This is a genomic window from Arenimonas daejeonensis (assembly GCF_007993735.1).
GTDB lineage: Bacteria > Pseudomonadota > Gammaproteobacteria > Xanthomonadales > Xanthomonadaceae > Arenimonas > Arenimonas daejeonensis.
Window position 1 is genome coordinate 1,085,097 of sequence record NZ_CP042453.1, and the last position, 13,767, is coordinate 1,098,863.

The window sequence follows — 13,767 nt, forward strand, 5'->3', positions numbered from 1 at the left end:
CCTGCGCCCGCCCTGATTTGGAGCACTTTCCGGATGTCCGTTTCCCGTTTCCTGCCTCTCGCGCTGGCCTTCCTCGCCAGCGCCGCCCTCGCCCAGGCACCCGTGCCGCAGCCGGAGGCCCCGGCCCCCGCGGCAGCGCCCGCCGCCCCGACGCCGGAAGCCCCGGTGCCGGCCCAGGCCAAGGCCTGGATCCTGATGGACGACATCAGCGGCCAGGTACTGGCCGGCGAGAACATCGACCAGCCGCTCGAGCCGGCCAGCATCACCAAGGTGATGACCTCCTACGTGGTCGCCGCCGAGATGGCGGCGGGCAAGATCACCGCCGACGACAAGGTGCGCATCAGCGAGAACGCCTGGCGTTCCGGCGGCGCCGGCACCGACGGCAGCTACAGCGCGCTGGCGATCAATACCGAGGTCAAGCTCGACGACGTGCTGCACGGCCTGGTGATCCAGTCCGGCAACGACGCCGCGATTGCCCTGGCCGAACACGTGGCCGGCAGCGAGGCCGCCTTCGTGGACCTGATGAACCGCTATGCCGAGCGCCTGGGCATGACCGGTTCGCACTTCGAGAACGCGCACGGCCTGTCGGCACCCGGCCATGTGATGACGGCGCGCGACATCGCCGTGCTCTCGCGCGCGCTGATCAGCCAGTTCCCCGAGCACTACGCGCTCTACAAGATCAAGGAATTCACCTACAACGGCATCCAGCAGTGGAACCGCAACGGCCTGCTGTGGAAGGACGCCAGCGTGGATGGCCTCAAGACCGGCCACACCTCGGCGGCCGGCTACTGCCTGGCCGCTTCGGCCAAGCGCGGCGACCAGCGCCTGATCTCGGTGGTGCTGGGCATCGACACCACCAGCCGCAGCGAAGGCTTCAAGCTGCGCGAGGAAGGCAACCTGGCGCTGCTGAACTGGGGCTTCCGGTTCTTCGAGACCCACAGCGTCTACGAAGCCGGCACCAGGATCGCCGACCAGCGCCTGTGGCGCGGCGAGGTCGAGAACATCGCGCTGGGCGTGGCCGAGCCGCTGCGGGTGACCGTGCCACGCGGCCGCTACGCGGAACTCAAGCCCAGCATGGACGTGCCGAAGCAACTGCTGGCGCCGATCAAGAAGGGCCAGCAGATCGGCACCGTGCGCCTGTCGCTGGACGGCAAGGTGGTGGCCGAACGTCCGCTGGTCGCGCTGGCCGATGTCGCCGAGGGCGGCTTCTTCAGCCGCATGAACGACGACTTCTGGCTGTGGTGGGAAGGCGAATAAGCCACCACCGCGGGCGAAACCGTGAAGGGGTCGGCAATTGCCGGCCCTTTTTCATTCCGGGTCGTGCAGCGGCGCGCCGCCATGCCAGAATCGCCCGGATCGCCGGCTCCGCAGCCGCCGGCGACGCATGCAGGGGGGCATGTCCGATGAGTGTTGGCGGTGGGGAAGACGCGCGCCTGCGCCTGGTCCGTGAAGTGGGGGACACGCGCCAGCGTGTGGTCTTGGGCGGGTTGTTCTATCTCGCCGGCTGGGCCGTGGTCGGCGGGTTCGCCTCGGTCTATTCACGGCACCCGTTGTTGGGCGGCACCATCGCCGCCGCGTTCATCGTGCTGGCCACATTGCGCGTCGTGATGAAGGCGCCGACCGCCGGTGAGCCCGCCGCCACGCAGCAGGCCTGGCTGGACCGGCAGTGGGCGGTGGTGCTGACGACCGCGGCGCTGTGGGGTGGGGTGATGGTCTGGGCGCTGGTGGATCCGGCGTTCGCGCCGGCGCGCCCGGCGGCGCTGCTGTGTTCGATCGCCTACGCCACCGCCTACGCGCACAACTTCAGCATGCGCCGGTCGCGCGCCCTGTTGGGCATCGCCCTGATCTACCTGCCGGCGCCGCTGCTGCTGGCGCGGGACGACGACGCCACCGCGACGGCGCTGACGATGGCGTGTGTACCTGGTCTATGTGGTGTCCATCCTGTTCCGCAGCCACCGCGAATACGAGCATCGGCTGGACATGGACGAAGCGCTGCGCCGCCAGCGCGACCTGTACGAACAGCTCAGCCGCACCGACCCGCTGACCGGGCTGGCCAATCGCCGGCATTTCGCCGGCGTGCTCGAACGGCGTTCGGCCGAGGCGCAGCGGGACCGCACGCCGCTGACCTTGCTCGTGCTCGACATCGACCACTTCAAGCGCATCAACGACGAACAGGGCCACGAAGCCGGCGACGCTTGCCTGGCGCGTTTTGCCGAGCGCATGCGCGAGCTGTTCGTTTCAGCGGATGCGCACCTGGCCCGGCTGGGTGGCGAGGAATTCGCGGTGCTGCTGCCCGGCGTGTCCGCCGGCGAGGCGGCGGGTATCGCCGAGGCCTTCCGCCGCAGCCTGGCCGAGCGGCCGCTGCAGCTGCGCGAGGGGCCGATCAGTGTTTCGGTGAGCATCGGCGTGGCGGGCCCGGATGTCCTGTCGGCCAGCGACGGCGCCGACCTCTATCGAGCCGCCGATCGCGCCATGTATCGCGCGAAAAGCGAGGGCCGTGACCGGGTGCGCGTGGACGGCGCCTGAGGCGCCGGCATTCAGAACACGAAGAACAGGGCCAGGGCGAGCAGGCTGTAGACGCCGATCACGGCCCAGAAATAGCGCGGTCGTTCGTCGCGCCGCACGGTCTGGCCCCAGGCCCGGTGTTTGGCGAACACCTCGCCACGCAGCACCGCCAGGGCGGTGTACAGGGCCACCAGTACGCCGATGAGTTTGAACATGCGCTCAGCCTATCCCAAGGCGGCCCGGGCGGGCTTGGGGTGTCCGCCCCGCGCCCCCATAATGACGGCCATGAGCATCCAGTCCGACAACCCCGAACACGGCTTCCAGTTTCCGGGCGTCTTCGAGATCAGCGCCATGGGTTCGGCCGAGGCCGACCTGCATCTGGTGATGCCGATGATTCTTGAGGCCCTGGGCCTGACCGTGTATCCCGACCGCACCCGCATCAAGCCGTCGGCCAAGGGCAATTACGTGTCCGTGACCCTGGTCTTCGAGGCGCATTCGCGCGAGGACTACGACGCCGCGCACGGCGCGCTGCGCGAGCACCCGGCGGTGAAGTGGACGCTGTAGCCGCCTGCCCGGCGGGTCCGCAGACCGTGCCTGCCGTATCCCGCGGCTGGACCGTGCGCGAGCTCGGCCGCCAGCCCTATGAACCGGTCTGGCGCGCCATGCAGCGGCTCACCGATGCCCGCGGCCCCGACACCGAGGACGAACTCTGGCTGGTCGAACATGACCCCGTGTTCACGCTCGGCCAGGCGGGCAAGCCCGAGCACGTGCTGGCTCCCGGCGACATCCCGGTCATCAACGTGGATCGCGGCGGCCAGGTGACCTACCACGGCCCCGGCCAGATCGTCGCCTACCCGCTGGTGGACCTGCGCCGGCTGGGCCTGGGCGTGCGTGAACTGGTCTGCCGGATCGAACAGGCCGTGATCGACGTGCTGGCGGAGCAGGGCATCGCCGCCGCCCGAAAGGATGGCGCGCCCGGCATCTACGTGGACGGCGCCAAGGTGATGGCGCTGGGACTGCGGGTCCGGCGCGGCTGCAGTTTCCACGGGCTGGCCTTCAACGTGGCCATGGACCTGGAGCCGTTCCGGCGCATCAATCCCTGCGGTTTCCAGGGGCTGGAAGTGACCTCGGTGCTAGACTTGGGCGGCCCCGGCGACCCGGCCGTGCTCAAGCCGGCACTGGTCGCGGCCCTGTCCCGCCAACTGGGCCTGCGCCCCCGGTTCACCCTCGATCCGCCCGACCTGACCCCTCCCGCCTGAGCCGTCCCGACGCCATGTCCGATCCCGCCACCAAGACCATCCCGCTGCAGGTGCTGGGTTCGCCCCTGGTCGAGGGCGCGAAACAGCTGGGTGGCGACAAGATCGGCAAGAGCCCGGTCAAGTTCGACGAAAATGCGCCGATCCTGCGCAAGCCGAGCTGGATCCGGGTCCGCATTCCGGCCGGCAACGCGGTCGCGAAGCTGAAGTCCAAGCTGCGCGAGAACCGCCTGGTCACGGTCTGCGAAGAGGCCAGCTGCCCGAACATCCACGAGTGCTTCAGCCACGGCACCGCCACCTTCATGATCCTGGGCGAGGTCTGCACCCGCCGCTGCAGCTTCTGCGACGTCGCCCACGGCCGGCCCAAGCCGCCCGACGCCAACGAGCCGGCCAGCCTGGCCCGCACGGTCGCCGACATGGGTCTTCGTTATGTCGTGATCACTTCGGTGGACCGTGACGACCTGCGCGACGGCGGCGCCCAGCATTTCGCCGACTGCATCCGCGAGGCGCGTGCGCTGTCGCCCACGTTGAAGATCGAGATCCTGACCCCGGATTTCCGCGGCAAGGGCCGAATGGACCGCGCGCTGGAAATCCTGGCCACCGCGCCGCCGGACGTGTTCAACCACAACCTGGAAACGGTGCGCGAGCTGTACCCGAACGTGCGCCCGGGCGCCGACTACGACTGGTCGCTGCAGCTGCTGCAGCGCTTCAAGGCCCAGCATCCGGACGTGCCGACCAAGAGCGGCATCATGCTGGGCCTGGGCGAGACCTGGGACCAGGTGCTGGGCGCCCTGCGCGACCTGCGTGCGCACGACGTGGACATGGTCACCATCGGCCAGTACCTGCAGCCCACGCCGCACCACCATCCGGTGATGGAGTACTGGACCCCGGAACAATTCAAGGCGCTCGAGGTCGAAGGCCTGGCCATGGGCTTCACCCACGTCGCCTCCGGCCCGATGGTGCGTTCGTCCTACCACGCCGACCGAATGGCGGCTGAAGCCGGCTTCGTCGCTGACCCCGCCTGAACAAGGGCGGGGGTATGCTCGGGGCGCACGTTTTCGATAGCACTATCGGCACAGGCCCCGCCGCCCCGGGGGAGCAAGCTGACCCCCTGATTCCCGGACCGCCCCCATGCTCAAGCACAAGCTGATCGCCCTCTCCGCCGCCCTGCCGCTGGCCCTGGCCGTGGCCGCCAGCTCCGCGCCACCGCCTGGCGGCAGTGCCGCGACCACGCTGGAAGAGCTCCGCCCCAACGCCGAACAGGCGGCGGCAGCCCGGCTGGTCTACGGCATCCTTTCCGACAGCCGCTACGTCTACCGCGCCAAGCCGCTGGACGACCAGCTCTCGGGCGAGATCCACCGCCGTTACCTGGAATCGCTGGACAGCCAGAAGCTGTTCTTCACCCAGGCCGACATCACCCGTTTCGAGGCCTACCGCACCCGCCACGACGACGCGATCAAGAACCAGCAGCTCGACCCGGCCTACGAAATCTTCAAGGTCTACCTGCAGCGCGTGGACGAGCGCGTGGCCTACGCGCGCCGCCTGCTGGCCAAGCCTTTCGACTTCAGCGGCGCGGAGACCTGGAACTACGACCGCGAAGATGCGGCCTGGGCCGGCAGCAGCGCCGAACTGGACGAAGCCTGGCGCAAGTACGTCAAGAACGACGCGCTGCGGCTCAAGCTCGCGGGCCGCAGCCAGGACGAGATCCGCAAGACCCTGGACAAGCGCTACGCCGGCCTGGGCGAGCGCGTGCACGAACTGCGCGGCGACGACGTGTTCGAGTCGTTCATGAACGCCTATGCCAGTTCGATCGACCCGCACACCAGCTACATGGCGCCGCGCAGCGCCGAGAACTTCAACATGCAGATGCGGCTCTCGCTCGAGGGCATCGGTGCCGTGCTGCAGCGCCAGGACGAATTCGTGGTCATCCGCACCATCGTGCCGGGTGGTCCGGCCGGCAGCGGCGGCCAGCTCAAGGTCGGCGACCGGGTGGTCGCGGTCGGCCAGGGCGGCAGCGGTCCGATGGTGGACGTGGTGGGCTGGCGCATCGACGACGTGGTGGCGCTGATCCGCGGCAAGAAGGGCACCCGGGTGCGCCTGGACGTGCTGGCCGCCGAAGCCGGCACCGACGCCAAGCCGCAGCAGATCAGCATCGTGCGCGACAAGGTGAAGTTGGAAGAACAGGCCGCACAGAAGCGCGTGATCGAAATCGGCGACCGCCGCATCGGCGTGGTCGAGCTGCCGACCTTCTACCTGGACTTCGACGCCCGCCGCCGCGGCGACAAGAACGCCCGTTCGGCCACTGCCGACGTCGCCAAGCTGCTGCGCGAACTGCGCGCCGAGAAGGTGGACGGCGTGGTGGTGGACCTGCGCGACAACGGCGGCGGTTCGCTGCTGGAAGCCGTCGAGCTCACCGGCCTGTTCATCGACCAGGGCCCGGTGGTGCAGGTGCGCGAAACCGGCGGCCGCGTCAGCGTGGAATCCGACGACATGAACGGCGTGGCCTGGGACGGTCCGCTGGCCGTGCTGGTCAACCGCAGCTCCGCCTCGGCGTCCGAGATCTTCGCCGCCGCCATCCAGGACTACGGCCGCGGCCTGATCATCGGCGAGCCGACCTTCGGCAAGGGCACGGTGCAGAGCCTGATCGACCTCGACCGTTTCCCGCGCAAGGACGACGCCAAGTTCGGCCAGGTCAAGCTGACCGTGGCGCAGTTCTTCCGCGTGGACGGCGGCACCACCCAGCACGCCGGCGTGTTGCCCGACCTGGAGTTCCCGGTCAGCCTGGACGCCAGCGAATACGGCGAAAGCACCTACGACAACGCGCTGCCGTCCAGCCGCATCGCCCAGGCACCGCACGGCAACCTGGGCAACCTGGCCGCGCTCAAGCCGCAGCTGCTGGCGCAGCACAAGGCACGCGTGGCGACCGACCGCGAGTTCAAGTGGTGGGCCGAGGACGTGGCGCAGTTCCGCGCCGAACGCGACAAGAAGGTGATTTCGCTCAACGAAGCCGAGCGTGCCGCCGAACGCGACCGCCTGGCCGCCGAACGCAAGCAGCGCGAGGCCGAGCGCAAGGCCGCGGGCCTGGCCGTGGACGAGATCACCTCGCGCGACGACGACGGCCTGACCTACAGCGAGCGCAGCGTCGCCCAGCAGGCGGCCGAGGAAGAGGCGGCCAAGAACCGTCCCGACCCGCTGCTGCGCGAGTCCGCGGCGATCCTGGCCGACGCACTCGACCTGCTGTCGGCCGACCGCCAGCTCACCGCCCAGGTGCTGCCGATAACGCGCGAACCGACCGTCTGGGCGGAATAGACAACTCCGCAACTTCCGGATAGCCGGTGCCCTCGGGCGCCGGCTAGTCTGGGCGCATGGACAGCCTCGCCATCGCCACCCCCGACCGCCGCCTCGACCACGCCCGCCGACTGCTGGACCAGGACGACCTGGGCCTGGCCGCGCTGGGCGCCGCCGTTGGCCTCAGCCCCAGCCACCTGCAGCGCAAGTTCCGGGAACAGTTCGGCCTGAGCCCGGCCGAATACCGCGCCCAGCGCCGCCTGAAAACACTCAAGCGCGGACTGCGCGCCGGGCAGGCCGTGACCCAGGCCCTGTACGACGCCGGTTACGGTTCGCCCAGCCGCGTCTATGAAGACGGTGCCGCACGCCTGGGCATGGCGCCACTGGCTTACCGCCGCGGCGGCGAAGGGCTGCAGATCCGCTGGTCGCTGGTGGACACCGCCCTCGGCCAGGCGCTGGTCGCGGCCACCGAACGTGGCATCTGCGCGGTGTCGCTGGGCGACGATGCGGCGGTGCTGGAGCGCGAACTGCACGAGGAATTCCCGCGTGCCGAGCTTCAGCGCGTGGACAGCGGCCGCGACGACTTCCTGGCGCCGCGCCTGCGCGCGGTCGCCGACGCGCTGGCGCAGAAGCAGGGCCAGGTGCCGGTGGAACTGATCGGCACCGCCTTCCAGCAACGGGTGTGGGCGGCCTTGATGCGCATCCCCGCCGGCGAGACGCGCAGCTATTCCGAACTAGCCGCCGAACTCGGCGCGCCGCGTGCCACCCGCGCCGTCGCGCGCGCCTGCGCCGGCAACCGCGTCGCGGTGCTGGTGCCCTGCCACCGCGTGATCCGCAGCGACGGTGCGCCCGGCGGTTATCGCTGGGGCCTGCCGCGCAAGCAGGCTTTGCTGGCGGCGGAATCCCGGCGTCGTGATCGGGACAAAAAGCAGGCATGAGCCCGAACAAAGTGGCGGCTCCGACGGCCCTGGCGGTTGGCCTGGCGCTGGCATCGGTCTATCTCGTCTGGGGCTCGACCTATCTCGCCATCCGCGTCGGGCTGGAAGGTTACCCGCCGTTCCTGATGGGCAGCCTGCGTTTCATCGCCGCCAGCCTGGTGTTCTATGCCTTCCTGCGTTGGCGCGGCCATGCGCCGCCCACGTGCGCGCAGTGGAAAAACGCGGCGGTGATGGGCCTGTTCATGATGCTGCTGGGCAATGGCCTGGTGAACGTGGCCGAACAGACGGTGTCCTCGGGCCTGGCCGCGGTCGCGGTGGCTTCGATGCCGCTGTGGGCCGGTTTGTTCGGCGTGTTGCGCGGCCAGCACCCCAGCCGCGGCGAATGGCTGGGACTGGTGATCGGTTTCCTGGGCGTGGTCTGGCTGAATTTCGATGGCGAGATCCGCGCCAGCCTGGTCGGCATGATCGCGCTGCTGCTGGCGCCGGTCGCCTGGGCCTGGGGCTCGGTGTGGAGCCGCGGCCGCGACCTGCCGGCGCCGTTCATGAGCACGGCCGCGCAGATGTTGTGCGGCGGCGTGGCGATGGGCGTGCTGGGTCTGCTGATCGGCGAGCGCATCACCGAAGTGCCGCCGCTCAAGGCGACGCTGGCGGTGGGCTATCTCGCCGCCTTCGGTTCGATCATCGGCTTCAGCGCCTATGTCTGGCTGCTGCACCACGTGCGGCCGGCGCTGGCCACCAGCTACGCCTACGTCAATCCGCCGATCGCGGTGCTGCTGGGCGCGCTGCTGCTGCACGAACGCGTGGGCCTGGACGCCATCGGTGCGATGGCGGTGATCCTGGCCGGCGTGGTGATCATCACCCGCGCCAAGGCGCGGGTGGCCTGAGCTTCATCCTGCGGCCAGCTGCAGCGGCAGTTCGCGCAGGCGCTGGCCGGTGAGCGCGAACACGGCGTTGGCGACGGCGGGCGCGATCGGCGGCGTGCCGGGTTCGCCGACGCCACCGGGGCGTTCGGTGCTGGGCACGATGTGGGTTTCCACCACCGGCATCTCGTTGAGCCTCAGCACGCGGTAGTCGTGGTAGTTCGATTCCTGCACGCGGCCGTCCTTGAAGGAAAGCCGGCTGTGCAACGCCGCGCCGAGCCCGAAGGCCACGCCGGAATCGATCTGTGCGGCGATCGAACCCGGGTTGACGGCCACGCCGCAATCGAGCGCGCACACGACGCGGTGCACGCGGATGCGGCCATTCTCGACCGACACTTCCGCGACCTGCGCGACGAAGCTGCCGAACGATTCGTGTACGGCGATGCCGCGCGCGCGGCCTTCCGGCAAGGGCGTGCCCCATCCGGACTTTTCGGCGGCCAGATTGAGCGCGCCCAGGTGCCGCGGGTGGTCCTTGAGCAGCGTGCGCCGGTATTCGAGCGGATCCTGGCCCGCGGCCGCGGCCAGTTCGTCCACCAGGCTTTCCATCACGAAGGCGTTGTAGCTGTGGCCGACCGAACGCCACCACAGCACCGGGATGCCGGTCTGCGGCGAATGCAGGTCGACGCGATGGTCGGGCACAGCCTTCAGATAAGGGGAGTCGGCGACGCCCTCGATCGAGGTCGCATCGATGCCGTTCTTGACCATCGCCGCCTCGAAGGGCGAGCCGATCAGGATCGATTGGCCGACCAACACATGGTCCCAGGCCGCCGGCAACCCGGCGGCGTCCAGCGCGATGCGTGCGCGCTGCAGGTACATCGGCCGGTAGTAGCCGCCGCGGGTATCGTCCTCGCGTGTCCAGACGGTCTTCACCGGCGCGCCCGCCGCCTTCGCCACGTGCACCGCTTCGGCGACGAAGTCGGACGAGGGCGTCGCGCGCCGGCCGAAACCGCCACCCAGGAAGGTCGTGTGGATGCGCACCTGCTCGGGCTTGAGCCCAGTGATCTGCGCAGTCACACCCTGGTCCATCGTCTGGAACTGGGTGCCGGTCCAGACATCGCAGCCGTCGGCGGCGATCTTCACGGTGCAATTGAGCGGTTCCATTGCCGCGTGCGCCAGGTACGGCACGACGTATTCGGCCTCCAGCCGCTTGCCGCCGGCCGCGAGCTTTCCGCGGGCGTCGCCCGCGTTCGCGACCGTGAGGCCATCGGTGCCGGCAAGGCGCGCGAACTCGGTGCGCATGGCGGTCGAATTGAGACCGGCCTGCGGTCCCAGATCCCATTCCACCTTCAGCGCATCGCGGCCCTGCTTTGCCGCCCAGAAGTGGTCGGCGACCACGGCCACGCCGCTGGGCACCTGCACCACGTGGCGCACGCCAGGCACCGCCTTGGCGGCGCTGTCATCGAAGGACTTCACGCTGCCCCCGAACACGGGCGAGCGCTCCACCAGTGCGGTGAGCAGGCCTTCGAACTGCACGTCCATGCCGAAGATCGCCTTGCCGGTGATCTTCTCCGGCGTGTCCAGGCGCTTGGTGGCCTTGCCGATCAGCTTCCAGTCCTTCGGGTCCTTGAGTGCGACCTGCGCCGGTGCGGCCAGCTTGCCGGCATCGTCGGCCAGCTCGCCGTAGCGGGCGCGCTGGTCGCCGGCGAAGACTTCACCATTCCCGGTACGGCAGTCCGCCACCGGCACGCCGAAGCGGGTGGCCGCCGCCTGCACCAGCAGGGCGCGCGCGGTGGCGCCGGCGGTGCGGTAGCGCTCGAACTCGGACCACGTGGTGGTGGAGCCGCCGGTCATCTGCATGCCGTAGGCCGTATGCGCATAGACCGGGGCGGCCGGCGCGTGTTCGACCCGGATCTTCGACCAGTCGGCGTCGAGTTCTTCGGCGATCAGCATCGGCAGCGTGGTCCAGATGCCCTGGCCCATTTCCGAATGCGCCAGCAGCACGGTGACGCTGTCGTCGGCGCCGATGCGCAGGAAAGCGTTGGGCACGAAGCCGGCACCGGCGGCCGCGGCGGGTTCCTGCGCGAACGCGAACTTGTTCGCGCCCGGCACCACGAAGGCGACCACCAGGCCGCCGCCGATCAGTGCGCTGGACGTGAGGAACTTGCGGCGGGAGACGTTTTCGACGTTCACGGTGGACCTCCGTGGAACTGGAATGACGACGCCCGCGGCCAGCGCGGGCGCGCGGATGTCAGGCCTTGGCGATTTCGGCGGCGCGGTGCACCGCCGCGCGGATGCGCGGATAGGTGCCGCAGCGACAGAGGTTGCCGCTGAGCGCGGCGTCGATCTGGGCGTCGTCGGGATTGTTGACGACGGTGAGCAGCGCCGCCGCGGCCATGATCTGGCCGGACTGGCAGTAGCCACACTGCACGACATCAAGCTCGGCCCAGGCCTTCTGCACCGGGTGGCTGCCGTCGGCCGACAGGCCTTCGATGGTGGTGATGGTCTTGCCGGCGATCGCGCCGACCGGCGTCACGCAGCTGCGCAGCGGCGACCCGTCCACGTGCACGGTGCAGGCGCCACATTGCGCGAGGCCGCAGCCGAACTTAGTGCCGGTGAGCCCCATCAGGTCGCGCAGCACCCAGAGCAGGGGCATGTCCTCCGGCGCGTCGACTTCGTGTTCTGCCCCATTCACGGAAAGCTTCATCGGTCGACCTCGCGGCGGCTAGTCAAGGTCCCGAGACTACTCCTGCTTTTTTCAGTTCCAAGCCGACTTTCGGCGAAGCGTAAGGACAGGTCGCCCGGGTGATCGATGTCCTCGGACAGGGACGGTGCCGGTACGGCCGTGACCTGGTCGGTACGCTCGCGCAGCAGGTCGCGGGCGCCGCGGTCGCCGGTGACATGGGACAACACGTCGAACCAGGCGCGCGGCAGCAGCGCCGGCACACCCAGCACGCCGGCATAGGCACTGGCGGTGGCGCGGGTCGGGTCGCGCCGCCAGGCGGCAACCAGCGTTTCGAGATGTGCGGCGCCCAGCGCCGGCTGGTCGCACAGCAGCACCAGCGCGCCTTCACATGGCGTGGACACCGCCGCGAGCCCGGCACGCAATGAGGCGCCGAGTCCTTCTTCCCAGTCGGGACAATGAACCCGCTGCACCGCCAGTCCGTCGGCGGCGGGCGCGATCATGTCGGCCTGCGCGCCAAGCACCAGGATCGCCTGTGCGGGCGCTGTTGCCAGTCCAAAACGTGCGGCGCGATGCAGCAGCGTTTCGCCCCCGATCCGCAGCAGCTGCTTGGGTTGCCCGAGCCGGCGCGAGGCGCCCGCCGCCAGCAGTACCAGCGCGTGGCGCGGGGTATTCACGGGCCGCCGTGGAAAAACCGCTGCAGGTCGGCGGCGATCGCCAGGGCGATGGCTTCCGGGCCCTCGCCGCCGAGCGGCAGGCCCACCGGAGCACGCAGTCGCGGCTTGAGTCGTGCGCGTGTCTCGTCATCGAGCATCGCCAGCAGTTCGTCGCGCCGGCCGGGCGGGCCGAGCAGGCCGACGTAGGCGACGGGCAGCATGGCCAGCGCGCGCAGCGCTTCCAGGTCGGCGCTGGCCAGGTGCGTCATCACCAGCACGGCGTCGGGTGGCAGCGATCCGGATGCCAGCACCGCGGCCGGGCGGGCGCAGGTCAGGGCGTCGGCATCGGCCAGCCGGGTGGGATCGAGCAGGCCCGGGCGGTGGTCACCCACCGCGCTGTACCAGCCCAGCGTGCGCGCCAGGCGCAGCAGGGCCGGGGCTTCGGGACCGCCGCCGATCAGCAGCAGCCGCGGCGGTGGCCGCACGTGCAGGCGGGCGATCAGGCGTCCGCCGGACGCATGCAGACCTGTGGGCCAACCCGCAACGTCGGGATCGGACGGCAAACCGAAGCTGAAACGTTCATGGCCGAACCAGGCTTGGCCTTGCCCCGACGAGTCCGCGTCCACGTGCACCGCCAGCTCCAACGCCTGTCCGCCCGACTGCGCAGCCAACAGGGCTTCGAACAGCGGATGCGGCGCATCGGGCCGCACCGGCCAGGCCACGACGCGCATGCGGCCACGGCAGCCGGAACCCGAGCCGAACAGCAGGTCGTCGTCGCCCAGTGTGTCGAACACCCCGACTTGCGGCCGGTCTTCATCGAGTGCACGACGGGCCAAGAGGTCGAGCGCCGGCTCCAGGCAGCCGCCGGACAGCGTACCCAGGCGCGAACCGTCGTCCGCGACCAGCGCCAGGGCGCCGGGTTTGCGGTAGGTCGAGCCTTCGGTGTCGGTGACCAGGGCCAGTGCGAAAGCATGGCCTTCGTGCCGCAGGAGCCGGGCACGTTCGAGCACGCCGCGGTTGCCGCCGGTCTGGCTCATGAGGCGTTCCGCGAAGGCGAGAGTGCGGACAGCAGCGCCTCCTGGGGCAGCAGCACGCAGCGGTGCCGGGCCGGGTGCGCGGAGACGCCGGCCAGCGCGCCCAGATCGTGCAGGCCGTCACCGTCGCCGCGCGTGATGCCGTCACGCAGGGCTTGCAGACGCGCCACCACGGCGCCGGCATCGCGGCCCGGCACGTCGCAGGCCATCAGCGAAGCCGAGGCGGTGCAGAGCAGGCAGCCTTCGGTGCGGTGGCGCAGTTCACGCACGCGGCCCTGCGCGTCGAGGTCGAACTCGAGCACGACACGATCACCGCACAGCGGGTTGCTGGCTTCGGCCCGATGCGTGGCCCCGGGCAGGCTGCCGCCATGACGCGGCGCGTGGCCATGGTCGAGCACCAGATCGCGGTATAGGGCGGCGAAGGCGTCAGTCGTCGTCATGCCGGACGATTAGGGCACGCCCCCGCGCAGGCGGCAAGCCGGATTCAGGCCGGCCGATCGGCTTCCTTGGGCGGCGTGGCGCCGTCGCAGGGCGGCACCTGTTCGTCGCA

Annotated in this window: 14 protein-coding genes; 8 read left to right on the forward strand and 6 right to left on the reverse strand. The window is 70.1% G+C overall.

Annotated features, from left to right (window positions below):
• The first annotated feature begins 33 nt into the window (after window positions 1-33).
• Window positions 34-1,257: a D-alanyl-D-alanine carboxypeptidase family protein gene (locus FRZ33_RS05140; RefSeq protein WP_146908097.1), complete on the forward strand. Its 1,224-nt coding sequence runs from the start codon at window positions 34-36 to the stop codon at window positions 1,255-1,257.
• Window positions 1,258-1,914: 657 nt separating this feature from the next.
• Window positions 1,915-2,526, forward strand: coding sequence for a GGDEF domain-containing protein (locus tag FRZ33_RS05145; protein ID WP_146908098.1), 612 nt, complete (start codon window positions 1,915-1,917; stop codon window positions 2,524-2,526).
• Between the two features lie 11 nt (window positions 2,527-2,537).
• On the opposite strand, the gene FRZ33_RS05150 is transcribed toward FRZ33_RS05145, so the two are convergent.
• A complete protein-coding gene (locus FRZ33_RS05150; protein WP_146908100.1) occupies window positions 2,538-2,720 on the reverse strand; it encodes a hypothetical protein in 183 nt (60 codons plus the stop codon).
• A gap of 70 nt (window positions 2,721-2,790) precedes the next feature.
• Here FRZ33_RS05150 and FRZ33_RS05155 point away from each other — a divergent pair, with 70 nt between their 5' ends.
• The 6 genes from FRZ33_RS05155 (at window position 2,791) to yedA (ending at window position 8,871) form a co-directional block, all read left to right on the forward strand.
• The gene (locus FRZ33_RS05155) at window positions 2,791-3,069 is read left to right on the forward strand and encodes a DUF493 family protein (protein WP_146908102.1); all 279 of its coding nucleotides are present in this window, start codon (window positions 2,791-2,793) and stop codon (window positions 3,067-3,069) included.
• Entirely contained in the window at window positions 3,057-3,764 is a 708-nt protein-coding gene (gene lipB, locus FRZ33_RS05160; protein ID WP_146908104.1) for a lipoyl(octanoyl) transferase LipB, read from the forward strand. The genes FRZ33_RS05155 and lipB overlap by 13 nt, the downstream gene beginning before the upstream one ends.
• A gap of 14 nt (window positions 3,765-3,778) precedes the next feature.
• Window positions 3,779-4,786: a lipoyl synthase gene (lipA, locus tag FRZ33_RS05165; protein ID WP_146908105.1), complete on the forward strand. Its 1,008-nt coding sequence runs from the start codon at window positions 3,779-3,781 to the stop codon at window positions 4,784-4,786.
• A gap of 106 nt (window positions 4,787-4,892) precedes the next feature.
• Window positions 4,893-7,070, forward strand: coding sequence for a carboxy terminal-processing peptidase (locus FRZ33_RS05170; protein WP_146908107.1), 2,178 nt, complete (start codon window positions 4,893-4,895; stop codon window positions 7,068-7,070).
• Between the two features lie 56 nt (window positions 7,071-7,126).
• Window positions 7,127-7,987 (forward strand): methylated-DNA--[protein]-cysteine S-methyltransferase, encoded by an 861-nt coding sequence (locus FRZ33_RS05175; protein WP_146908109.1) that lies wholly within the window; start codon window positions 7,127-7,129, stop codon window positions 7,985-7,987.
• Window positions 7,984-8,871: a drug/metabolite exporter YedA gene (yedA, locus tag FRZ33_RS05180; RefSeq protein ID WP_146908111.1), complete on the forward strand. Its 888-nt coding sequence runs from the start codon at window positions 7,984-7,986 to the stop codon at window positions 8,869-8,871. The genes FRZ33_RS05175 and yedA overlap by 4 nt, the downstream gene beginning before the upstream one ends.
• Window positions 8,872-8,874: 3 nt before the next feature.
• Here the strand turns inward: yedA and FRZ33_RS05185 are convergent, their stop codons facing one another.
• The 5 genes from FRZ33_RS05185 to FRZ33_RS05205 are packed head-to-tail and all read right to left on the reverse strand — an operon-like array spanning window position 8,875 to window position 13,657.
• Window positions 8,875-11,037 (reverse strand): xanthine dehydrogenase family protein molybdopterin-binding subunit, encoded by a 2,163-nt coding sequence (locus FRZ33_RS05185; protein WP_146908112.1) that lies wholly within the window; start codon window positions 11,035-11,037, stop codon window positions 8,875-8,877.
• Between the two features lie 58 nt (window positions 11,038-11,095).
• Entirely contained in the window at window positions 11,096-11,551 is a 456-nt protein-coding gene (locus tag FRZ33_RS05190; protein ID WP_146908114.1) for a (2Fe-2S)-binding protein, read from the reverse strand.
• Window positions 11,548-12,204, reverse strand: a complete 657-nt coding sequence (locus tag FRZ33_RS05195) for a nucleotidyltransferase family protein (protein WP_146908115.1) — start codon at window positions 12,202-12,204, stop codon at window positions 11,548-11,550. The genes FRZ33_RS05190 and FRZ33_RS05195 overlap by 4 nt, the downstream gene beginning before the upstream one ends.
• A complete protein-coding gene (locus FRZ33_RS05200; RefSeq protein WP_146908117.1) occupies window positions 12,201-13,220 on the reverse strand; it encodes an XdhC family protein in 1,020 nt (339 codons plus the stop codon). Before FRZ33_RS05200 ends, FRZ33_RS05195 begins: the two co-directional genes overlap by 4 nt.
• Window positions 13,217-13,657 carry an iron-sulfur cluster assembly scaffold protein gene (locus FRZ33_RS05205; RefSeq protein WP_146908119.1) on the reverse strand — a complete coding sequence of 147 codons (441 nt, stop codon included), beginning with the start codon at window positions 13,655-13,657 and terminating at the stop codon, window positions 13,217-13,219. Before FRZ33_RS05205 ends, FRZ33_RS05200 begins: the two co-directional genes overlap by 4 nt.
• Between the last annotated feature and the right edge of the window lie 110 nt (window positions 13,658-13,767).

Excerpts from the sequence above, each read along its gene's own strand:
- FRZ33_RS05150 (WP_146908100.1), bottom strand. The coding sequence starts at position 2,720 with ATGTTCAAACTCATCGGCGTACTGGTGGCCCTGTACACCGCCCTGGCG.
- FRZ33_RS05155 (WP_146908102.1), top strand. The coding sequence starts at position 2,791 with ATGAGCATCCAGTCCGACAACCCCGAACACGGCTTCCAGTTTCCGGGC.
- lipA (WP_146908105.1), top strand. The coding sequence starts at position 3,779 with ATGTCCGATCCCGCCACCAAGACCATCCCGCTGCAGGTGCTGGGTTCG.
- FRZ33_RS05200 (WP_146908117.1), bottom strand. The coding sequence starts at position 13,220 with ATGAGCCAGACCGGCGGCAACCGCGGCGTGCTCGAACGTGCCCGGCTC.
- FRZ33_RS05170 (WP_146908107.1), top strand. The coding sequence starts at position 4,893 with ATGCTCAAGCACAAGCTGATCGCCCTCTCCGCCGCCCTGCCGCTGGCC.
- FRZ33_RS05140 (WP_146908097.1), top strand. The coding sequence starts at position 34 with ATGTCCGTTTCCCGTTTCCTGCCTCTCGCGCTGGCCTTCCTCGCCAGC.
- FRZ33_RS05190 (WP_146908114.1), bottom strand. The coding sequence starts at position 11,551 with ATGAAGCTTTCCGTGAATGGGGCAGAACACGAAGTCGACGCGCCGGAG.
- FRZ33_RS05205 (WP_146908119.1), bottom strand. The coding sequence starts at position 13,657 with ATGACGACGACTGACGCCTTCGCCGCCCTATACCGCGATCTGGTGCTC.
- FRZ33_RS05175 (WP_146908109.1), top strand. The coding sequence starts at position 7,127 with ATGGACAGCCTCGCCATCGCCACCCCCGACCGCCGCCTCGACCACGCC.
- yedA (WP_146908111.1), top strand. The coding sequence starts at position 7,984 with ATGAGCCCGAACAAAGTGGCGGCTCCGACGGCCCTGGCGGTTGGCCTG.